This is a genomic window from Serratia sp. OS31, from assembly GCF_014164835.1.
Classification (GTDB): domain Bacteria; phylum Pseudomonadota; class Gammaproteobacteria; order Enterobacterales; family Enterobacteriaceae; genus Serratia; species Serratia liquefaciens_A.
In genome coordinates this window covers 1-22,354 of record NZ_JACJFQ010000005.1, presented here as the reverse complement: position 1 = coordinate 22,354, position 22,354 = coordinate 1, and the positions used below count along the sequence as shown (strand labels likewise).

Here is a 22,354-nt window from a genome sequence, read left to right as displayed (position 1 = left end):
CTCCAGCGAATAAGCACGCTACCGCCCTTGAGTTACAGCTCCCAATGCGCTATTAACAAAAATAAAATTGACAGCCCCAGGATATAAGTCAGCATCAGCCAATCCCGTTTAATACAGATTTATCTGCTTGTCAGAGGCGTAAAATAAATAACCCTAACTCGTAATAAAGTTATCCCTAGGAAAACTCATGCTTAATTGTTTTTTCGATTGCCGAATCAAGTTCGACCGGCGCCACGAAATCACATTGCACATTGCTTTTAAATTGTGTTCTGGCACAGAATTTCTGCACCCGGACGCGGCTAATAGGAAATTTTCGGCGACTTATTTTACTCACTACATCTAATGCCGTTGCCCCGCAGATCCCAAATAGGTAAGGAATGCGAATAGTCTTATTATTTCTGCCTAATGATGAAGAAATAACGTCCACCAGCTGATTCATGGTGAAGTCAGGTTTATCAACATAATTACTGACCTGATAAGTGGCCTGTTGATCCAGTGCGTACTCGAGTCTGGCGGCAATATTCTCAACGTAGGCCATGGACTTCATATTATTGCCGCTGCCTATCATCACAAAGCGGCCGCTGGCAATTTGGCGGAACAGGTTATAAACGTTGCCGCGATTGTTTTCGCCAAACACCACCGTCGGGCGGATGATGGTTAATTTGTTACTGCCATCGGCTTTACGCCAGGCTTCATAGACATATTCCGCTTCCAATTTGGATTTGCCGTAATGGTTAAAGGGCTCGAAAACCCCTTCTTCGCCGGTCTCCCGGGTCACGAAACCATAAACCGCCACGGAGGAGGTAAAGATAATCTGTTGGATATTCAGCGCCGATGCTGTCATGCAGACATTGCGCGCCCCCTCAACGTTAACCTGATAATACAGTGAGATAGGATCAACATTATCCTGATGCTCAGCCGCAAGGTTGATCACGGCGTCACACCCTGCCAACGGCTCCTGCAGGGTCTGGGGCTGGGTTACATCGCCAAACTGATAGAGCTCGGGAAAATGCTCACTCCGCTTTTTATCCACGATGGTCAACACCAGGTCGTCACGCGTACTCAGACGCTTAACCAAACGCGTTCCGATAAAGCCGGAACCCCCGATGATCGCTACTTTACGCTTATCCATAATTTGTCACTCAGCCCGGTTTATCCATTATTCCCCACCGCACCATTGAGGCAGGACGCTAATTCGCGTTAGAACATGGAAACCAGACTGGACAAAACGAACCCGGCTTTCAAATAACAAATAATGAAATAAAAATATGTGCCAAATGTAAAATTATCGATAAAGGTGAAATATCATCGCGTGCTAATTTTTAACATCGTAAGCGACCTGATATTCCATGGTTTTATTCGGCAGTATGAGATTAATCTTACCCGTCCCTTGCGCATCCGAAGTTTCGTATTTCACCGGCTGTTTCAACCTTCCTAGTTTAGGATCGACGCATTCGATGGTGGCCTGCTCCAGACTTTCCCCCTGATACAGGCAAAGCAGGGTTTGCGGACTGTTGGTGTGGGAGTTATTCAGCGTCAGCGTCAGCACTACACGGGTATTGTTTTGAATATCATTGATAATCGGCGGGCGGGTTTGATTCCCCAGCACGTAGGAAAAATGTGAAATAATGAGCAACGATACGAATACCGACAGGTATTTCACAACTCTGACGGCGGGTACGGAGAAAAAACCCGCTGAAGCCGGTATCTTTTTTCTGATTGATGTATTTTTAAGCGTTACTGGCGTTGCCGGAGGATCAACAGGAGCCATATTTTCATCATTGAGCTCTATTTCGTCAGCTAAAGTTTCATCCTGCTTATCGTTACTTTCAGAAAGTTCCGCTTGAATATCTTTATTATCGTTATTGTCGACACCCCATATTTCATCGTCGACATATTCCTCCTCTTCAGAAATAAAGTGAAAAACGGCCTTGTTCTCCACCTTATAACCTAAACGAGGAATGGTTCTGATAAGTGTATGCTCAGCATCGCCGATCTTTTGACGAATTGATTTAATTGTTTGATTTATCGTTGAATCCGAACAATAAGTCCCTTTCCAAATGTTTTCTATAATTTCCGTACGGCTAACCAGTTCTGGGGATCTGGCGACAAGAAGTGAAAGTATCTGATACTCCTTCCAACGTAGGCGAAATTTTTCCCTGGACGGTGTCAGAACATCTAGATTCCTAATCTTTATTCTTTTATCAAGATTCACTTTTAATTTCCTTAGCGTGCCTGTCCTGCACACTTTGTATAGAAATATGAAAAAATGTTCAAGAAATTAAATGTAAACTCAACAGGTTGCATTCATGGGATATTTATTTTTATAAAAAATTACTGATTTCATTTTTTACAACACCTCTCAAAAGGAGGCTATGTTTCTTTGAATGTCTTTATTTCCCTGTTGGAAACATGGTTTCTCATCATGATTTCCGGCAATAAAACTGGATTACCTTATTGTTTTAAAACAAAAACTATACACATGTTAAAAAAATGTTATTTAAATGAAATTATGAAATTTCATCCCACCATCAAACAATATCATCTGTTTTTCCACCTAATCTGATTGTCAGATAGCCTACAAAAAGCCTGCTAAAACAGAATGAGAGTTATCTGATTTAGTCCCTCTCGGAATGCTTAGTTAAAATATAGCATCAAATACAAAGGTGTATTGTTAACTTGATGAAATGAATCTCCGCCAGCGTGAAGAAACAGAATTTCATTGCCACGTAAGGCAGCATTCACAGTGCGTTATTTCCGTAAGGAATTCGACGTAGAAATGAAAAAATAATGTCGGAATAACATTTTTCGCAAAGACAGGAAAAAATCAAAGTGGGAGAGATATATCTATAAACAAAGGAAAAAGCAGTACGTAATAATAAGAATATTACCTAAAACTACGAGGATTTCACTGGGGAGGTAAAAAGCTTCACTTAAAACGTGGGATAAAAAGCGCCTCCCCTGACGGGCAGGCGCAGAAGTTGTCAGTACGTGGCTATCTTTTACGGCCGTAAACAAACCAGGTCACCAACACGCACACAACATAAAACACCAGGAAGATTTTCATCGCGCCCGCCGGCGAACCGGTCAGCGCCAGCGAGGTACCGAAAGCCTGCGGAATAAAGAAACCACCGGCAGCACCAATCGCTGAGATGAAGCCCAATGCAGCGGCAGAATCAGTGACGGCCTCGCGCTGAGCACTTTCATCACTGCCCCCGGCCGCCTTAACCCGGTCGACGGTGATTTTGCGAAAGATAACGGCAATCATCTGGAAGGTAGAGCCACTGCCCAACCCGGCGGTGAGGAACAACAGCATAAAGACGCTGTAAAACGCGATAAACGATCCTGCGTGCCCTGCCCCCGGTAAGGTGAGGAACAGCAAGGCGGCGAACACCGCCATCAGCACAAAGTTAATCAGCGTGACGCGGATACCGCCAAAGCGGTCGGATAACGCGCCTCCCACCGGTCGTGCCAGCGCCCCCAGGAAAGGTCCAAAGAAGGCATAGTGCAAAATGACCACGTCCGGGAACTGAGTTTTGGACAGCATGGCGAAGCCGGCGGAAAAACCGATAAAGGAACCAAAGGTGGCGAGGTACAGCAGGCTCAGCACCCACAGGTGGCCCCGTTTAAGTACCGGCAACTGCTGACGCAACGACGCTTTAGAGGCCGCCAGATCGTTCATACCGAACCAGGCCGCCAGCGTGCCGACCAACAAGAAGGGTACCCAGATCCAGGCCGCATTTTCCAACCACAGTGAACTGCCGTCCGGCTGCTGCTGCGCCGTTCCGCCAAATACGCCGAAGACAGCGACGGAAATGACCAGCGGAGCCACCAACTGCATCACGCTCACACCCAGATTACCCAAGCCACCGTTCAGGCCTAAAGCGCCGCCTTGCTTAGCCTTGGGAAAGAAGAAGCTGATATTGGCCATGCTGGAAGCAAAGTTGGCACCGGCAAAGCCACACAGCAATGAAATAATGACAAACACGCCATAAGGGGTAGTGGCATCCTGTACCGCGAAGCCCAGCCACAGACAGGGTACCAGCAGGAAGCAGGTACTGATGGCCGTCCAGCGACGCCCGCCGAACATCGGGATCACAAATGAATAAGGGACGCGCAGGATGGCACCCGAAACGGAAGGTAGCGCGGTAAGCAGGAACAGCTGATCGGTGGTGAAATTGAATCCTACCTTGTTCAAATTGACCGCCACTGCGCTAAACAACATCCAGACGCAGAAGGCCAATAGCAGGCAAGGAATGGAAATCCACAGGTTGCGGTTAGCAATGCGTTGGCCACGCTGCTGCCAAAATGCGGCATCCTCAGGCTGCCAGTCCTGAATAACCGCGCCTGTTTTTTTTGATTTTGATAATGACGTTGCTGATTGCGACATAAAAAACCTCAGACACAGGATGATAACTTCGCTCACCCTAGGCGGCGCCCCCTACGGCAAAGTTGATGTAAATCAACCCAGATGCAGGTAGCCGGATGCCGGAAAATGCTCGCCATCCCTTTATGAGTAACCCGCTAACGTCGCTAAAAACAAAACAAATCAAGCGATTGAAAATTCCCCCGTACCGCCGCCACGCACCCACAATGCGAGGTGGAAACTAATGGGTACTTCGTTAGAGGTATGGGGTTATGCCTGGGTATGATGAAAAATAACGCGGAATCGTTACCACCTTCGCTGGCACCACCTGCTTTCGCCCTCTGGTTTCCAGCCGTTATTTTGCTATGCGCCGGGGATCCAAAGCCTATGAAACGCCTGTTAGCTCCGCTTTCCATCGTTAACCAGGTGGCCATTTTGATGTTGCTGCTCGGCATACTGGGCGTGGCCGGCATGAGCATTTCCGCCTGGATGTCACAGAGCATTCAGGGCAACGCCCACGCCATCAACAAAGCCGGTTCACTGCGGATGCAGAGCTATCGCCTGCTGGCACAGGTGCCGCTGGATGCGCGCAGCGAAATCCTGATACGCGAACTGGATCAGGATGCAAACAGCCCAGACCTGCAACACCCGCTGGAACAAGAAGGCTTGACCGAACAGTTTCAGGCGCTGCACGACTACTGGCGACTGACGCTGCTGCCGCAATTGCACCAGGCCCGTCAACCGACCGACGCAGCCCCTCAGGTGGCACATTTCGTCTCCCTGCTGGATGCGCTGGTCTCGGACATCGACCGCCATACCGAACGCCGGTTGCTGACGGTGACGCTGGTGCAGGCGGTGTTTATCGCCCTGACGCTGTTGCTGTTGGTGGGCACCATTTGTTACCTGCGCCGGCGCCTGCTGCATCCCTGGCGGCAATTGGTGGCGATGGCGCTGTCGGTGGGCCGCGGCGATTTCAGCCACCGCTTCACCCAACGTGGCCACCAGGATGAAATGGCCTCGCTTGGCGGGGCGTTAAACACCATGTCCGACGAACTGGCCACTATGTACAGCGGACTGGAGCAACGGGTGGCGGAGAAGACCGCCGATCTGCAACAAAAAAACCAGGTATTAAGCTTTTTGTACCGCGCCAGCCGCCAACTGCACGCCAATGAGCCGCTGTGCAGCCGCCTGACGCCAATACTCAATCAGTTGCAAACCCTGACGCCGTTGCGCGCCATTCAGGTGCGGCTGTATGAAAACAACAGTCAGGAGCAGTTTGTGCAGTTGAGCGGCAACCAGCCGCTGCGGCCGGAATACTGCAATAACCCGGTGTGCAGCGCCTGCCTTAACGACGACGAGCAACAGCATGCCAGCCACCCATCACTGAGCTGGAGCCTGAGCGACAAGCTGGGAGATTATGGGGTGATTGTCGCGCAACATGCGCCCCAGCGCCCGCTGAATGACGACCATAAGCAGTTGATGAACACCCTGGTGGAGCAATTGACCAGCGTGTTGGCGATTGAACGCCAGGTTGACCACCAGCAGCAACTGATGCTGATGGAAGAGCGGGCGGCGATAGCGCGTGAACTGCATGACTCCATCGCCCAGTCGCTGTCGTGCCTGAAGATGCAGCTCAGTTGCCTGCAAATGCAGGGTGCGGAACTTTCCCCCGCCAATCTGGGGCTGGTGCAACAGATGCGAGAGGAACTGAACATTGCTTATCGCCAACTGCGCGAGCTGCTGACCACCTTCCGCCTGCGGTTGACGGAGCCGGGGCTGCTGGCAGCGCTGCAGTCGACGGTGCAGGAGTTTGGTCAACGGCTCGGTATTCCCATCAGCCTCGACTATCAGTTAACGCCGCGCACGGTGCCCACCTATCAGGCTATCCACCTGTTGCAAATTGCCCGTGAGGCGTTAAGCAATATCCACAAGCATGCCCAGGCCAGCCAGGTGAGCATTCAGGTGATCAATCAACGGGGCGAAGTCACCCTGAGCGTCTGCGATAACGGCTGCGGCCTGCCGCAAGATACCCTTCGCCCCGACCACTACGGCCTGATCATTATGCGCGATCGCGCCAAAAGCCTGCACGGCCGCTGCGAAATTTTGCCCCGCAACGGCGGCGGCACCGAGGTCCGGGTGGTATTCAAGCCGGACAACCACGCCATCGACTAATGGGAGAAACCATGACGACCGAAACTGCCGCCACCATTTTACTGATTGACGACCACCCGATGCTGCGCAACGGCGTAAAACAGCTTATCGGCATGGACCCGCGCCTGCAGGTGATTGCCGAAGCCGGCAACGGTGAACAAGGTGTTTCGCTGGCCGAGGAGCACGATCCTGACCTGATCCTGCTCGATCTGAATATGCCGGGCATCAACGGGCTGGAAACGTTGGATCGCCTGCGCATGACCGCGCTTTCTGGCCGCATTGTGGTGTTTAGCGTGTCGAATCACGAAGATGACGTGGTCAGCGCGCTAAAACGCGGCGCAGACGGCTACCTGCTGAAAGACATGGAGCCGGAGGAGCTGTTGAAGGCGCTGCACCAGGCCGCCGCAGGCCAGATGGTCTTAAGCGAGGCGTTAACCCCAATTCTGGCCGCCAGCCTGCGTGAAAACCGCCCGAGCGCCGAACGGGATATTCAGCAACTGACGCCGCGCGAGCGCGATATTCTCAAACTGATTGCCCAGGGTCTACCGAACAAGATGATCGCCCGCAAGCTGACCATCACCGAAAGTACCGTCAAGGTGCACGTCAAACACCTGCTGAAGAAAATGAAGCTGAAATCGCGCGTTGAGGCCGCCGTGTGGGTACTGCAGGGCAAAAACGGCTAGTCAGCGCCGTTCAGCGGCCCGGTCTCTGCCGGAATGGTGGGCGTTTGCAGCATTTTGGGCGGCGGTAAACCTTCGTCCTCCCCGGAAGAGGCCGTCAGCGGCGGCGTCACCTGCAGTTGGATCCAGTTGGAAGTCACCAACTGCTGCTTGTCGTCTTCCAGCGTGACCGATAAACGGTAGCGGTTTTCCGCCCCCGGTGTGTCATCCCACTGCGGCACAATCAGGCTCCAGCCGTTCGGATCGTTGCTGTTTTGCGACGACGTCAGGCTCAGTGCCTGGGTGTCACCCTGCCAACTGACACGGGTGATTTTATTGGTGGTTTTAATCTCCAGCTTCAACGGCAGCGTTTCACCCGGCTGCAGGCTCCAGGGCGGCGTGGCCAGGAAGACCTGCAGCGTTTTACGCTGGCGGAACTCCATTACCGGGACATTTTTCCGTTCGATATTGTCATAGCGGCTGCCGCGCAGCGATTTGGCCTGGGCCACATACTCCGGGGATATCTGCTTTACCAGCGGTACGCCAAGACGATAGCTCAGCGCCAGTTCAACCTGATCCTGGCTCACCCCGCCTTCCCCCATCTTGTGCAGCGCTTTCACCGTCACCAGCGGCACCGGCGTGTAATTCACCCCCAATTGCATCGCTCGCGGGTCGTTTTGTTTTTTACCGCTGCCGAACAGGTTTACGTTCTCCCCCCAGTACTGTTCGTAGCTGAGAGAGCCGCCGATCTGGCGGTAAAACGGCAGATAACCCTGGGTGGTGATGTCGTAACCGCTTGCCGGACGACTGAGAAATTCGGCGTTATCGTTCTGTTGCGCCAGCGCCGATAACGGATAGTAATAATTGGCGGAAAAACGCAGGAAGTCGCCCCAGGCTTCGGCCCCCAGACTGGCGCGGTTATGATTGCGTTTGAAGTCGCTGTCGAGCACCGTGTTGTAGCCCAGCAGCCAATCGCCGGCGACCCAACGCTGCCCAACGCCAAAGTTGCCGAGCGCACCGTCGGTTTGCTGCAACAGGCCGAGCTGGCTGTAAGTCAGCAGCCCATTAACATCATACAAAGGACTGAACAGCTGGCCGCTGCTGCCGGAAAAATCCCCCTGATCGGACATAGTCAGCGACAGTTTGGCGGTCCCCAGCGGCGACAGCAGCTCCTGCGCCTGTTGTTGCAGCACCTCGCCGGCTTGTCCCACCGCGTAACTCTCGGCGCGGGTACGCACCTGCTGGCCGGAGACGTTATTCAGGTTACGTTCCCCCAGCTGTTTGGCCATGGTGGCCCACTCTTTCTCGCGTTCGGCGTCATTCGAGATATTGCCACCCAGCTCCGGCAAAGCGTCGTCCGTATTCGCTTGATGGCTAACGGAAGGCGGCGCAGGGGGAGATTCGGCACCGGCGGGCAAGCTGCCCAGCAGCCACGCCAACGCCACCGCCGGTAAACAGGCAGGGGCCAAGAGGGTATGAACGGTTTTCTTCACTCTGTCACTTGCTTTAGGGATAGCTTCAATCATTACACCACCGCCGTTCCCTCATCCCGAGAGTGGGCGGATAAACCTTTTTGCTGCGGCCACTCCAGGCAGCAGAACAACGACCTTTGCACAGCGAACAACCAGGGTATTGGCCCTGTCGGCACCGGGGCGCCAAAGTGCATCATGAATCCCAAAGTCTAATCGGTTTCTGATGATAAACCATCAGATAAACCTCAGTTTACCTTGTGACAACGTCACCAATACGATTGATATCGCTTTACCAAGAGGGGTCAATCCCGATCGCGCCCGAACATTGGCATTCGGGCAGGATAAATTCACTAAATTTCATCGCAGATTTTGCCTGATTAATCAGCATTCATCTTTTCATAAAACACAGTAATACTTTGATTATGCGTGGAAACCCTCAATTTCAGCGTATTTTACCTGGCTATAAACAACGCATTGCGATCGCCTGCGCAAAGCGCGTCATTACCGGGCACCTGCTCTGCTGTAAAACTCATTTTGCCGCTATTTTGAACGCTAATTTCAGTTCAGCAAGGATGCTCATGTTTAACGACCCGCAGTGGGATCTGTGGTATCGCGGCCTGCTTATTCCGGCCATGTTACTGTCGGCGGTCATCGCCAGATGGCTCATGCATTCCGTGTCTCGGGATCTGGGGCAACGCCTGCCGCCGCTAAAAACCCGCACTCTGATGTTGATAGCCATCAGCGCCGGGCTGACGGCATTGCCTTTTAACCTCACACCGCTGCAGCAAACAGGGCTGCTGCCGGTGGCAACCCTGTTGATCGCGCTGGCCTGCATCGACTGGCGGCACCGATTATTGCCCGATCGCCTGACGCAGCCGCTGTTATGGGCCGGGCTGCTGGCCAATCAGCAAGGCTGCTTTACCTCGCTGAACGAGGCGGTGACCGGGGCCACCGTCGGCTATCTGTCATTGTGGTTGCTTAACGCCGGTTATCGCTGGCGGCGAAAAAAGGAGGGCATCGGCCAGGGCGATTTTAAATTGCTGGCGGCCCTGGGGGCCTGGAGCGGCTGGTCTGCCCTGCCCATATTGGTCACCGGCGCGGCAGTGACAGGCTTATGCGTTGCGACGTTGGCCTGTTTACGCCGCAGCCCCGGCAGAGATGCCCCGCTGCCTTTCGGCCTCTATCTGGCCCTTTCCGGCTGGTTTACCCTGCTTTCGCTGGCCGACATGGATATCACGCCCTTCATCAAGGGAAATTCTCTCATTTCAGCTTATTTCACCCCAATGGCGGATTAATGCCGTCGCTGGCGCTGTTATAGCCGACTGTTGGCCCGGCTGTTATAGCGAGCCTGTCTCTGCGCCACTATGCTTTATTTAAGCACACACAGGAGGCTGTATGATCGGTCGTGGTTTCTCCGCACTCGCGCTCAGCGCGGCATTACTTACCGGTTCGCTGTCGTTCGCGGCGCAGGCCGCCGGCACCTTTACCCTCAGCTCATCGGCGTTTCAGGACGGCGGCATGCTGGCACAGAAATATGCCGGAGCAACACCCGGCAATGCCAGTTGCACCGGCGACAACGTTTCACCTGCGCTGAGTTGGACCCACCCGCCGGCGGGCACCAACAGCTTCGCTCTGCTGGTGTCCGACCCCGAAGGCCGCGCCGGTTTGGGCGTTAGCCATCTGGTAGCTTATGGCATCCCGGCCACGGCCAGCGGTTTCGCCGAAGGCGACCTCACTCAGGGCAAAGGCTTTATCGGTGGCAAGAATTCACCGGGTACCGCGGTGTATCACGGTCCATGTCCACCGGCGGGTTCAGGCTTGCACCACTATACCTTCGTGCTGATCGCCACCGATCTCCCGCCCCATGCGCTGGGGCCAGGATTAACCCGCGAACAGCTGTTGGAAAAATTGCAGGGCCACGCCAAGGGCGGTGCAGGTATCATCGGTCGCTTCGGTCAATAACCGTTACCATGGCGGGTTACTTACTCACGCGATCCAGATACAGCATGCTGTTGGCGATATCCACATGCGCATCTTTAACGTTATCGCGCAGTGCTACCAGGGTTTGCCCCTGCAACGCCACGACATAGGGGGAACTGGCCTGCAGTTCACGCTGCAGCGTGACGTAACGCGCGGCGCGGGTTGCAGCATCCCCCTCTGCCGCTGCTGCACGGGTTTCCGCACTCAATGTCGGGATGTTCCATTGCGTACGCCAGGCCAGGGTTTTCGGCCCATTCGGCACGTTGTAGGCGAAGGCGCTGGCGTTGGTGTTAGGATCCAGATAGTCGGCCCCCCAGTAGGTGAAGATGGCCTGGAAATCGCGGCCGCGCATTTTGCCCCACAGATCGCTCTCCACCACCGGATGAATATCCAACTGCAGGCCGGCCTTGGCAAAGCTGGCCTGCAGCGCCTGGGCGATGTCGGTATACGGCGGCTGGTTGATGACGATCAGATCAATACGCGTTCCTTCGGCGATACCCGCGTCATGCAGAATCTGTTTGGCTTTGGCGACGTCGAGCTTGAAAGGCTGACTGTCGAGGGCGCCATCCAACCCCTGCGGCAGGAATGCCTGGTGTACGCGATACTGCCCCTTCAGCAGGTTGTCGGCAATCGTCTGGTAATCCACCAGCCAGCGTGCTGCCTGCCACAAGGCCGGATTACTCAAAGCCGGCACCTGCTTGCTGCCGGTATTGAACCCCAGGTAAAAGACTTTGGACGAATCGCGCTGCTCGATCCTGATGCCTTTTTCGTTACGCAGCGAGTTGAACTGATCGGCCCCCAGATCATAAGCCACGTCAGCGTCCCCTTTCAGCAGCAATAAACGGCGGGTACCGGCGTCGCTGACGTTTTTCAGCAGCACCGTTTTCAGTTTGGCCTGCGGCTGAGCGTAGTCGTTGCGGCTAAACAGCAGAGCCTCGTGCGGCACATAGTTGCTGACGCGATAAGGGCCGGCACCGGCTGAGTTCGAACGCAGCCAGGCATTGCCGAAGTCCCCCTGCTGACCGTGCTCGCTGAGCAGCTTTTCATCAACTATCGACGCCACCGGCGCGGTTAACAGCCGCAGCGCCAGCCCACTGCCGATATTGGCCGACCAACTCAGTTGCACCTGGTTATCGCTCAGTTTTTTCAACTGGCTCTCGACGTTTTCCGGCGTCCAGCCGAACTCACCGAGAATAAACGACGGCGCCTTGTTCAGTTTCACCGCCCGCACCAGCGAGAAGATCACATCCTCCGGGCGTACCGGATTGCCGGAGGCGAAACGCTGGTTGGCCTTCAGGGTAAATATCAAACTTTGGCCGTCCGCCCCCGCTTGCCAGCCGCTGGCCAGCTCCGGTGCCAGCTTTTCCGGCGTAGTGCGATCCGGTGTCAGCAGGCGCTGATACAGATTGACCAGGTTGGCCGAACTGACGGTTTCAAAGCTTTCGGCGGGATCAAGACTGATGATGCCTTCCAGGGAACTGACCACCACCAGCGTGTCTTTCGGGGTGGCAGCCTGCGTGCCGAAGCTCGCCGCCAGGGCACTGAACAATAACGTTGGGATTAGCCGTTTCATTGATGCACTCTCCAGAATCACGCGGATGCGTTATTTGGCGAGTGTAGGGGCAGCGACTTAGTAGAAGAACCACTATAAATTGCTTTATTTATTACTCAGATGAATATGCCCGCCGGATGAACGGCGGGCTGATTTCAGCTCACCAATCGGCCATGCGCCATCGCCACCGAACGATCGCACATGTGGTCAATCACGTCGGCATCATGGCTGACCAGGATCATCGTCAGATCGCCCGCCTGCTTCAATTCGTTCAACAGGTTGAGGATTTCCGCCTGCACCGACATGTCCAGCGCCGAAGTCGGCTCATCCAGCAACAACAGCTTTGGTTTCAGCAACAGCGCCCGCACTATCGCCACCCGCTGACGTTGCCCGCCGGAAAGCTGGTGCGGATAGCGATCCAACAGTTTGGGATCCAGCCCCACCTGGCGAAAACCGTCGCTGATTTTCTGCTCGATATGGCTCTCTTTCAGCAACTTTAGGGGTTCTGCCAGCGTACGCAGCAATCGGTGCTTGGGATGTAACGAGGCATAGGGGTCCTGAAATACCATCTGGACCTCACGCCGCAGAGCTCCGGTAAAAGGACGGCCCGGCTGCAAATCACGGCCCAGCAGCTGAAAACCGCCGCTCCAGTTTTCATTCAGCCCGGCCAACACCCACAGCAGCGATGACTTGCCGCAGCCGGACGGGCCAACCAGGCCGAAGCATTCGCCCGGTTCGATGTGCAGATTGACATCATGCACCACGGTGCGTATCTCATAGCCCTGGCGGTGGCTGACGCTGAGGTTTTCCAGGGTAATCAGGCTCATTTCAGTGACTCCAGCAGTGCGCGATCCAGTACCGGCAAGGTTTTGCCGTGAGTCTCGCGGCTTGGCCGACATGACCATAGCGTGCGCGTGTAAGGATGGGTCGCGGAGGCCAAACGATCGGCAGGCAGTTGATCCAACAGTTCGCCCTTGTACATCACCAACACCCGTTCGCAGTAATGCGCCACCTGCTGTAAATCGTGACTGATCAAAATCAGGCCCATATTACGTTGCTGCACCAGATTTTCGATCAGTTGCAAAACCTGATCGCGCATCTGGTGATCCAGCGCCGAAGTCGGTTCGTCGGCAATCAACAGCTGCGGATCGTTGATCAATGCGATGGCCAGCATGACTCGCTGCCCCATGCCGCCGGACAGCTGATGGGGGTAACGCTGACTCAGCGTCTGCGGATCGGGCAAGCCAACCGCTGCCAGCATGTCCAGCACCTTCTCCCGCCGCTCGGCGCGCCCCAGGCGGGTATGCAACAGCAGCGGCTCCTCTACCTGGCGCCCAATCGGCTGGGTCGGATTCAGCGCGTGCTTGGGATCCTGCATCACCATGGCCACCTTGTTCCCGCGCAGCCGGTTCCACTGGCGCTCGTTCAAGCGCGTCAGATCGTCATCGCCCAGCGTCAAACGCTGTGCCTGCACCTGCAACGGCGGCGGCAACAGCCCCATCAGGGCCCGGGCTGTCAGGGATTTGCCGGAACCGGACTCGCCCACCAGCGCCAGCCGCTCCTGCCCCATGCTGAAAGAGATGCCTTTCACCAACGGCGGCGAAGCCGGTAACAGCACCGACAGGCGTTCGACGGTCAATAATGGGTTATCAATGTCCATGACGAGGATCCATTTTATCGCGCAGGCCATCGCCCAGCAGGTTAAAGGCCAGGCTGGCGAACAAAATAGCGCCGCCCGGTGCAGCGGCGACCCACCACTGATCAAAAATCACTTTGCTGCCCTCGGCCACCATCGAGCCCCACTCGGCGGTCGGCGGGGCCACGCCCATGCCGAGAAAGCCCAATCCCGCGGCGGAAAGGATAATCCCACCCAAGCTCAGCGCCGCGCGCACCACTGCGCTTGGCAGGCACAGGGGTAAAATATGCCCGGCCATCAGCCGTAGCCCACCGATACCCTGCATGCGCGCCGCCGCCAGATAGTCACTGCGGCGCAGCGCCAGCGTTTCAGCCCGGGCTTGCCGGGCGAAAGCCGGCCAACTGGTCAAGGCCAGCGCCAGTGCGCCGTTCATCAGCCCCGGGCCCAATACCGCGACAAATGCCAGCGCAATCACCAGGCTCGGCAATGAGAGGAAAATATCGGTCACGCGCATCAGAATACGCTCGACCCAGCCGCCGAGATAACCGGCGCTGATGCCCACCAGCAGTCCAATCGGAATGGTCAGCAGCAAGATCAACGACACCAGGATCAACGTTGGCCGTGCGCCGTAAATCACGCGCGACAACAGGTCGCGGCCAAAGCCGTCGGTCCCCAGCCAATGCCCGGAGGACGGTGGTAACAGGCGCAGTTCGATGTGTTGCAAGTTAGGGTCGAAAGGGGCCAGCCAGGGGGCCAACAGCGCGGTCAGGATCAAGACAGCCACCAGCGTCGCCCCCAGCGTCAGCGTGGTCAGCTTGCCGCGTGGGCGATAGCCGACCGCAGGTTCGCTCTGGGGTTCATGTTCAGAAAGATATTGGCTCATCGGGTTCGCGGGTCCACTAAATAGGTCAGCGCATCGGCCAGCGCGTTCAATACCACAAAGCAGGTGCCGATCAGCAAGGTGGCGCCAAGAATGGCCGGGGTATCGGCGGCAAACAGCGCAGTGGTCAGGTAACGCCCCACGCCCGGCCAGGCAAACACCGTCTCGGTCAGCACCGCGCCTTCCAGCAGGCTGGCATAGGACAGGGACAAAACGGTGATCAGCGTGCCGAGCACGTTGGGAAACACGTGACGCACCAAAATACGCGTACGGCTGGCCCCTTTGGATCGCGCCAGGGTGACATACTCTTTATTGCACTCTTCCAGCATCGCCGCACGCAGCAAGCGGGTGATGCCTGCCATCGACAACAGCGCCAGCGCCACGACCGGTAACCACAGGTGACTGATGGCGTTATAGAACATGTCACGATCGCCGGACAGCCAGGTGTCGATCAGAACAAATCCGCTGCGTGGCTCCATACTGTAAAGGTAGATATCGTCCAGCCGCCCCGGCCCCGCCGACCAGTGCAGCGTGGCGTAAAACAGCAACAGCCCCAGCAGACTGAGCCAGAAAATCGGCACCGAATACCCGATCAGCGACAGCAGGCGCGCGGCGTTATCCAGCCAACTGCCCGGTTTGATCACCGCCAGAAAGGCCAGCGTGATGCCGCCGAACGCGCCGAGGATAATGGCGCAGGTCGCCAGTTCCACCGTGGCCGGGAAGGTACGCAACAGATCGCTCAGCACCGGCTGCGCGGTAATGCGTGAGATCCCCATATCTCCGTGCGCCAGGTGCACCAGATAGCGCCAGAACTGCACCGGCAACGGTTGATCCAGCCCCAGATCGTGACGCACCTGTGCATAGGTGGCTTCGCTGGCATGATCGCCGGCGATCTGCAAAGTGGGGTCGATCGGCGCCAGATGCGAGAGCATAAAGGTGAACAGCAGCAGCCCAAGCAGCGTCAGCGCCAATGACAGCAAGCCGGTCAACAGCCTGCGTCCCCAACGCCAACTGTGCCGGGCGAGCCCGGCGGAAGCGGTACGGCTTATCATTACTTGCTGACCTTGCTGTAGAACACCATGTCAGGGTTGATGCCCTGCTCGTAGCCTTTCAGGTTGTCACGCACCGCAATCAGGCTGCGTGCCTGCAGGCCGATGACAAACGGCGAGCTTTGCTGAACGGCCTGCTGCAGCTGCTGATAATCCGCGACTCGTTTGGCGGTGTCATTTTCCGCCGTGGCCGCCAACGTCAGCTTGCTCAGCGCAGGGATCTGCCAGTTGGCGCGCCAGGCCAGCGTTTTGCTGCCGTCTTCCGGGTTATAGGCGAAAGCGGCGGCGTTGGTGTTCGGGTCAAAATAATCCGGCCCCCAGGAGGTCAGGGTCGCGTCATAGTTCAGGGATTTCACCTTGGTGGAAACCTGCGCGCTGAGGCCCGGCACCAGTTCCACCTTCACCCCGCCCTGCGCAAAGCTGGCTTGCAATGCCTGCGCGATATCCAGGTACGGCGGCTGATTGTTGACGTCCAGCTTAAAGCTGACGTTGGTCAGGCCGGCCTTCGCCAGGATCTCTTTGGCCTTTTGCGGGTTAAAACTGTATGGGCGGTCTTTCAGCGCGCCCAGGTAACCTTCCGGCAGAAACGCCTGATGGGTCTGGAACTGGCCCTTCAGCAGATCGTCGGCAATGCCTTTATAGTCGAACAACCAGCGCGCGGCTTCCCAGAACGCCGGATTGCCCAGCGCCGGTGACGCCTTGGCGTTGAACTGCAGGAAATAAAGTGAGGCGTAAGGGATGGCCAACGGCTTGACGCCCGGCTTGCCTTTCAGCGCCGCCATCTGATCCGCTCCGAGGTTACGCGCGATGTCGGCGTCGCCCTGTTCGATCAGCAAACGGCGGGCTGCCGGATCGGGTACGTTCTTGATCAAAATGGTCTTCAACGTAGGGGCACCTTCCGGTGACCCTGGGTTGGCGTCGAGCACCACCACTTCGTGCGGCACATAGGTACGGATTTTATACGGGCCGCTGCCGGCGGAATGGCTGTTCAGCCATTGATGACCCAGGTCATCCCCCTGCTGATGGGACAAGGCCTCTTTGGCATCGACAATAGAAGACACCGGCGCCGAAAGCAGGCTAAGCACAAAGGCCGGGCTGACGTTTTCGCTCCAGCTTATTTTGACCCGCCGGTCATCCACCTTGGTCAGGTGCTGGTCGACGTTCTTGGCGTCCCAGCCCAACTGGGTGAGGATAAACGAGGGCTCCAGATTCAGTTTCACTACCCGCGACAGTGAGAAAATCACGTCTTCCGGGCGCAGCGGATTGCCGCTGGAAAATTTGGCGTCCGGCCGCAGGGTGAAGGTCAGGCTGCGGTTATCGCTGCCCGCCTGCCATTCGCTGGCCAGCGTCGGTTTGAGTTCGATAGGATTTTTAGGATCGGACTGGATCAGCCGCTGGTAGAGACTGTTGAATGACTGCACCGTGGTTAACTCAAAACCCTGGGCCGGATCAAAACTGACCACGTCATCGATAGACTGGGCAATCACCAACGTGTTCGCCGGGGTTGCTGCCTGTGCGTTGAAGCTGGCCGCCACGGCCAAAAATACCAAAGAGGGAACGAACGCTTTCATCAAAACTCTCCAAGCGGATGGAATTTATAGTAATTTCGCGAGTGTATGTGAGAGCTCTCGGCAGGCGAAGGTACTTAAATAACTATAGATATTCTTTTTCTGTCTATAGCTGAGATTTTGATTATTAAGCAGGCGGGAGGATAGCGTCAGTTGTGCAAGCGCTACGACAAAACATATCTTTTCGATGCAGGCGGTACCCCTCCTCATGAAGTTCCATCACGCTTGAGAGGCTTACTGTTTTACTGACAACGGCAATCTGACGTTGTAACAGACGACGACGAACCAAAAGCCTTACAAGTGCTGCCGGGCAGACATGTCCCGACAACCAGGTTGAATGAAATCACCGTCACCACAGTTTCAACGGAGTGGATAACTATTATATTTCAATGCATTAAACTCCTGACAAGCAAAAAGCTGCAATCAGCTTTTCAGCTTCCCACTCCTTACTATCTGATACCTGCCCGTCTCCAATCTCTACCAGGCGCAATTCTCCCCGGGTATTTTCTACGACATCTATTGAATAAAACGGAGTCTCCACGCAGCGCGCAATCGCATTAACAAATTCAGGTATTCGATCGTCGGATGAAAACACCCTCCCGTTAAGCGCAAAATAGCGACGCTCAGTGTTATTAACAAATTTCTCAACACGCCTCAGACTAACACCACCTTCTATACTCCCTCGAAAATGTGCAATAAGGCTGAGAATTTCTGCGATTTCCTGTGCATCCTTGGCCACAGAGCCCCGTGACGTCGTCAAGGACTTTACGTAATCTTTAACAAAATAAGCGGGCCATTGAAGCTGGCTGACGAGACTCTCAAAATCAGCATCAGCTGTGGTTATAATAGTTTCCGGTGTATATGCCTTACAGCGCTCGTACCAACCCGTTATATAGTGATTACTGATATATTCTTCAGGGGACTCAAGCATCTTCCCTCCCCGTGCAGCCACGGCACTGTACAACTGACGATATTCATCGACGTTCAGCATCCACCCTCGCCAGACCACTGGGCTATCGGATTCAAAGGGAGCCGAAAACTGATATTTACCCATCGCTGCCGCTTCTGAGGCAAGTAACAGGCAATGTATCCCGCGCTCCCGGGCACACAGATACTCCAGTTCAAAAGTTTCATCCGGTTTGCACAAGTTCGAATAATCATCAGGATAGATAATTTGCATGTATAGGGCGCCTTAGGAATAATAAATCCAGTCAGTCTGAATCACGCTGATTTTATGGAATAAAATGGTGGTGACGCCAATGAGTAGAACATAAATTTTTCGACGAAGGCACTAGCAAATTTTCATACGGTGACATCAAGCGTGAGAGTCCGACTGTTTTACGAACCAGACACCTGGTTTGGGGTCATAGCCTCACCTTGTACGGCTCAAAATGCTGAGTAGGTACTTTCCCGGTAACAAAATACTCTTTCAGTGCCCGGAAAGGGTCAAAGGACAAGCCATCTCTGGCTGTGATATCAATGAAAAGACGAAAGTAGCGATTGGCAGTGTCAGTAAACGGCTCGAAAATAAAGGCCTGTACAACAGCAGAACCTCCATCAGCGATTGACTTCTGCACGCCAGACTTCTGGCCCTGTAGAAACAGGACAGCGCAAATACCTAGCATGTATCCCGCTTGCTATCTGCGCTGCTGTTTCCGTCGCCCTATGCTCAAATCTGGTAATCGATCACCGTTTCCAACTGCGAGGAGAACACTTTGTCTTTGATTTCCGTCAGTGACAGCGTCGGGTTGCAAAGCTGGATAAACTGCCAGGCATAGTTACGTTGTAACTGACTGCGTTTCAAGCCTAACCACACGGTATTGGGTTCGAACAGGTGCTCGGCGTTAAGGCTGACCAGCCCATGATCGCGCTCTTTCTCATACGACATGTCCGCCAGTACGCCGACCCCCAACCCCAGCTCGACATAGGTTTTTATTACGTCGGAATCCTGCGCGCTTAAGGCAATGTCCGGCGTCAGCCCGGCGGCTTTGAAGGCGCCATCCAGCCGCGAGCGGCCGGTAATGCCCTGGCGATAGGTGATCAGCGGCAAGGTACTGAGCATTTCCAGCGTCACCTGCGGTTGCCGGGTCAGTTCGTGTCCTTCCGGCACCAGGATGGTGTGATGCCAGCGGTAGTAAGGGAACGCCGCAAGAGATTCATCGCTCATCAGCCGCTCACTGGCAATGCCGATATCGGCTTCGCCGGAAGCCAGCATCGCGACGATTTCCTCGGGACTGCCCTGATTCAGCACCACCCTTACCCGCGGGTACAGCGCACGAAACTCCTTGATCACCCCCGGCAGGCTGTAGCGCGCCTGCGTATGGGTGGTTGCAATATGCAGCTGGCCGGTGTCGTTACTGCTGAACACATCCGCCAGTCGACGGATATTATTGGCATCATTCAGGATGCGCTCCGCCACCACCAACAGCTCTTTTCCCGGTTCGGTCATGCCCAATAAACGCTTGCCGCGGCGGATAAATATCTCAATGCCCAGCTCTTCTTCCAGTTCCCGAATATGGCGACTGACCCCAGACTGCGAGGTAAATAAAGTATTGGCCACCTCGGTCAGGTTGTAGTTGCAACGCGCCGATTCCCGAATAATTTTTAATTGTTGAAAGTTCATCCACTCCCCCTGTCGAGCAATATTGTTAACATCAGTGATACGGAGTCTGATGCAAGGGGACAAATAAGAAATAACCTTTAGTTATGCATTTTCATGCTAAGTGAATTTTTCACCGTTGCAAATTAGCTGTTTTTTAATCTTTAATTATCTAATGGCTTTAAAATTAACAACATAGATATCCACTTTTCATGTGTGGATTAAATGCTTATGCAAAATAAAGTTATTAAATATAGGCATTAGATATATAAACAAAAAAGGCTCAGCAAGCTGAGCCTTTCGAACGCGTCATATGAGCGGGATCAGGCGGTGGCCTCTCCGCCGATAGGGCCGGAGGTATTCTGCTGCAGCCATTGCTGCACGTAGCTGACCAAATCGCCAATGCAGTCGTCCTGCATGCCGTGATTTTTCAGCTCATTATCCAGCGAGAACAGGTACTGAGCGTTTGTCCCCAGCGGCCCGCTGGCGCTGGCGATCAACGGGGCTATCACCTGATGGCTGGTATCTTCTTCAAACAGCGGGTGCTGCGGGTTCATGACAAACACCAGCGCGGTCACCACTTCGCCGTCTGCCAATGTAAGATCGCACCAGGTCGGCAAATAACAGCCGGTGACCATTTCGCGTTTCCACAGCAGTTCCAGCTCTTCGCGCAGCTTGGCTTCCGGCAGGCGAAACGCCAGGCCGGTGGTATGGCCGCCCTCTTTCAGCGCCAGCATCCGCCCCGGCTGGTGCAAGGTGCCGCGCCCGGCGGTAAGCCGCAAACAGAAGGCGCGGTGCCAGCCTTGCAGCGTGGCCGGCCGCACCTCTTCGGATTCAAACACCGGGTTCCACATCAGTGAACCGTAGCCGAAGACCCACACCGGGCTGTTATCCGGCCGACGGGATAAAGTACAATCCAACGAGGCCGCCCGCTGCTCTGATGTCAGTAACAGCGACTCCTCAATGGTGCCGAATGCAGTTTTGCAATCCGCATTTTGCAGAAAATCTCGCGTTAACACCTTAACAACCTCCCGGGAATAGGATTGCCCATACTCCCTCGCCACTGTTCAATCTTATTTATTAGGTGCGGAATTATATTAATACAATAACCTGCCCGCGATAATAATGACCTTATTCTTTTCTCAGTGAGCAATCAAGTTTCAAAAGAGCTTAAAAGTGAAAAAGTATTTGTACTCAGCAGCAATAATATTAATTGCCTGAGCATAGGAGCGGATTTCATGATTTCCCGACGCACAAAAGCGTCGGGGGAGCCTTACTTTTTGTGCCAGCGGTCGTCGTCACCTTTGCGGTAGCTTTGCTTCACCGCCGCCTTAATTAGCAAACAATTCTCATTATCACATGGCATGTTATACTCCTCGCCAAACGAACATAAGGAGAACCCCGTGACTACCGAAGCCCCACGCTCACGCGCACCCTACCTGATTGCTGTCAGCGCGATTCGCGATGTTACCCCGCACCTGCGCCGCATCACCTTCACCGCCCCTGACCTGCGTTATTACCCGGCAAACGCCGCCGCCGCGCACATCAAGGTTTTCCTGCCGCTTGAAGGCCAGACGCAGCCGGACCTGCCGACGCTGACCGAAAATGGCCCTCGCTGGGCGGCCGATGCGATACGCCCGATTGTCCGCACCTATTCAATTCGCGCAGTACGGCCGGAGCTGGCGGAAATCGACATTGAATTCGCCATTCACGATCACAGCGGCCCGGCAGTTAACTTTGCGCGCTCGGCAAAAGCAGGCGATAAAATCGGCATCAGTAACCCCGGCGGCCCTAAACCAATGCTGCCAGAGGCCGATTTCTACTGTCTGGCCGGCGATCCTTCCTCCTTGCCCGCGCTGGCGGCCTTGCTGGAAGGCTTACCTGCGCGCAGCGAAGGCCATGCCTTTATCCGCGTCGACACTGCGGCTGACGTTATAGATCTGAAAAAACCGGCAGGCTTCGAACTGAGCTGGATTATCGGCGGCACCGAAAAAACCGCCGAGTTGGTGACGCAATTTTGTTCATTGCCGTTGCCACAGGCAGAAATTCAGTATTGGCTGGCCGGGGAAGATCGTTTGGTGGTAGATCTGCGCCGTTACCTGCGCCGCGAGCGCCAATGTGACCGTAATCAGCTTTATGCTGTCCCTTACTGGCGTGAGGGGCTAAACGAAGAGGGTTATCATAATAAACGGCATGAAATCATGGACAATATTGATGACTAAAGGGGGATTTCCCCCTTATTAATCAATCAATGCAGGTACAAACTGCAATTTATGTGCCGTTAGTGAAGAAAATTCATTTCACTACGTAAAAGTAAGTAAATAAAACCGCATCCGATGCGGTTTTTTTGTTAACCTAGTCACAGAAAGCAAGCATTTGCTTTTACAAGTAAAACAACATCACATCATTCCCCGGCACACGCCAGCCGGTGTATCCTATTAT

Annotated in this window: 19 protein-coding genes; 5 read left to right on the top strand and 14 right to left on the bottom strand. The window is 54.7% G+C overall.

Annotated features, from left to right (window positions below; translation table 11 throughout):
- Window positions 1–175: 175 nt before the first annotated feature.
- The 3 genes from H5P17_RS06135 to H5P17_RS06125 form a co-directional block, all read right to left on the bottom strand.
- Entirely contained in the window at window positions 176–1,132 is a 957-nt protein-coding gene (locus H5P17_RS06135; RefSeq protein ID WP_044552002.1) for an NAD(P)-dependent oxidoreductase, read from the bottom strand.
- A gap of 183 nt (window positions 1,133–1,315) precedes the next feature.
- A complete protein-coding gene (locus H5P17_RS06130) occupies window positions 1,316–2,215 on the bottom strand; it encodes a winged helix-turn-helix domain-containing protein (protein ID WP_182821879.1) in 900 nt (299 codons plus the stop codon).
- A gap of 780 nt (window positions 2,216–2,995) precedes the next feature.
- Window positions 2,996–4,390 carry a NarK family nitrate/nitrite MFS transporter gene (locus H5P17_RS06125; RefSeq protein ID WP_044552004.1) on the bottom strand — a complete coding sequence of 465 codons (1,395 nt, stop codon included), beginning with the start codon at window positions 4,388–4,390 and terminating at the stop codon, window positions 2,996–2,998.
- Between the two features lie 363 nt (window positions 4,391–4,753).
- Here H5P17_RS06125 and narX point away from each other — a divergent pair, with 363 nt between their 5' ends.
- Window positions 4,754–6,538: a nitrate/nitrite two-component system sensor histidine kinase NarX gene (gene narX, locus H5P17_RS06120; RefSeq protein ID WP_182821878.1), complete on the top strand. Its 1,785-nt coding sequence runs from the start codon at window positions 4,754–4,756 to the stop codon at window positions 6,536–6,538.
- A gap of 11 nt (window positions 6,539–6,549) precedes the next feature.
- Window positions 6,550–7,200, top strand: a complete 651-nt coding sequence (narL, locus tag H5P17_RS06115; protein WP_044552006.1) for a two-component system response regulator NarL — start codon at window positions 6,550–6,552, stop codon at window positions 7,198–7,200.
- On the opposite strand, the gene H5P17_RS06110 is transcribed toward narL, so the two are convergent.
- Window positions 7,197–8,702 (bottom strand): YchO/YchP family invasin, encoded by a 1,506-nt coding sequence (locus H5P17_RS06110; protein ID WP_182821876.1) that lies wholly within the window; start codon window positions 8,700–8,702, stop codon window positions 7,197–7,199. The genes narL and H5P17_RS06110 overlap by 4 nt on opposite strands.
- Before the next feature lie 524 nt (window positions 8,703–9,226).
- Between H5P17_RS06110 and H5P17_RS06105 the strand changes: the two genes are divergently transcribed.
- Together H5P17_RS06105 and H5P17_RS06100 are read left to right on the top strand one after the other, a co-directional pair.
- Window positions 9,227–9,943: an A24 family peptidase gene (locus H5P17_RS06105; protein WP_182821868.1), complete on the top strand. Its 717-nt coding sequence runs from the start codon at window positions 9,227–9,229 to the stop codon at window positions 9,941–9,943.
- Between the two features lie 100 nt (window positions 9,944–10,043).
- Window positions 10,044–10,610 (top strand): YbhB/YbcL family Raf kinase inhibitor-like protein, encoded by a 567-nt coding sequence (locus H5P17_RS06100; RefSeq protein WP_044552008.1) that lies wholly within the window; start codon window positions 10,044–10,046, stop codon window positions 10,608–10,610.
- Window positions 10,611–10,626: 16 nt separating this feature from the next.
- Here H5P17_RS06100 and H5P17_RS06095 read toward each other — a convergent pair whose 3' ends face one another.
- From H5P17_RS06095 to H5P17_RS06050, 10 genes are all read right to left on the bottom strand, one after another.
- Complete coding sequence (locus tag H5P17_RS06095) at window positions 10,627–12,201, bottom strand: ABC transporter substrate-binding protein (RefSeq protein WP_182821866.1); 1,575 nt, start codon at window positions 12,199–12,201, stop codon at window positions 10,627–10,629.
- A gap of 134 nt (window positions 12,202–12,335) precedes the next feature.
- Complete coding sequence (locus H5P17_RS06090; protein WP_044552010.1) at window positions 12,336–13,007, bottom strand: ABC transporter ATP-binding protein; 672 nt, start codon at window positions 13,005–13,007, stop codon at window positions 12,336–12,338.
- Entirely contained in the window at window positions 13,004–13,840 is an 837-nt protein-coding gene (locus H5P17_RS06085; RefSeq protein ID WP_182821864.1) for an ABC transporter ATP-binding protein, read from the bottom strand. Before H5P17_RS06085 ends, H5P17_RS06090 begins: the two co-directional genes overlap by 4 nt.
- Window positions 13,830–14,699: an ABC transporter permease gene (locus H5P17_RS06080; protein WP_044552012.1), complete on the bottom strand. Its 870-nt coding sequence runs from the start codon at window positions 14,697–14,699 to the stop codon at window positions 13,830–13,832. Before H5P17_RS06080 ends, H5P17_RS06085 begins: the two co-directional genes overlap by 11 nt.
- Complete coding sequence (locus tag H5P17_RS06075; protein WP_182821862.1) at window positions 14,696–15,748, bottom strand: ABC transporter permease; 1,053 nt, start codon at window positions 15,746–15,748, stop codon at window positions 14,696–14,698. Before H5P17_RS06075 ends, H5P17_RS06080 begins: the two co-directional genes overlap by 4 nt.
- Window positions 15,748–17,316, bottom strand: a complete 1,569-nt coding sequence (locus H5P17_RS06070) for an ABC transporter substrate-binding protein (protein ID WP_182821861.1) — start codon at window positions 17,314–17,316, stop codon at window positions 15,748–15,750. The genes H5P17_RS06075 and H5P17_RS06070 overlap by 1 nt, the downstream gene beginning before the upstream one ends.
- 391 nt (window positions 17,317–17,707) lie before the next feature.
- The gene (locus tag H5P17_RS06065) at window positions 17,708–18,493 is read right to left on the bottom strand and encodes an ATP-grasp domain-containing protein (protein WP_044552015.1); all 786 of its coding nucleotides are present in this window, start codon (window positions 18,491–18,493) and stop codon (window positions 17,708–17,710) included.
- Window positions 18,494–18,677: 184 nt separating this feature from the next.
- The gene (locus tag H5P17_RS06060) at window positions 18,678–18,890 is read right to left on the bottom strand and encodes a hypothetical protein (protein WP_156033830.1); all 213 of its coding nucleotides are present in this window, start codon (window positions 18,888–18,890) and stop codon (window positions 18,678–18,680) included.
- 92 nt (window positions 18,891–18,982) lie between these two features.
- Window positions 18,983–19,936 (bottom strand): HTH-type transcriptional regulator Cbl, encoded by a 954-nt coding sequence (gene cbl / locus H5P17_RS06055; protein WP_182821859.1) that lies wholly within the window; start codon window positions 19,934–19,936, stop codon window positions 18,983–18,985.
- Window positions 19,937–20,235: 299 nt separating this feature from the next.
- Window positions 20,236–20,931 carry a gamma-glutamylcyclotransferase gene (locus H5P17_RS06050; protein WP_020827469.1) on the bottom strand — a complete coding sequence of 232 codons (696 nt, stop codon included), beginning with the start codon at window positions 20,929–20,931 and terminating at the stop codon, window positions 20,236–20,238.
- A 384-nt stretch (window positions 20,932–21,315) separates the two neighbouring features.
- On the opposite strand from H5P17_RS06050, the gene H5P17_RS06045 reads away from it, so the two are divergent.
- Window positions 21,316–22,134, top strand: a complete 819-nt coding sequence (locus H5P17_RS06045) for a siderophore-interacting protein (RefSeq protein ID WP_182821857.1) — start codon at window positions 21,316–21,318, stop codon at window positions 22,132–22,134.
- Window positions 22,135–22,354: the final 220 nt, after the last annotated feature.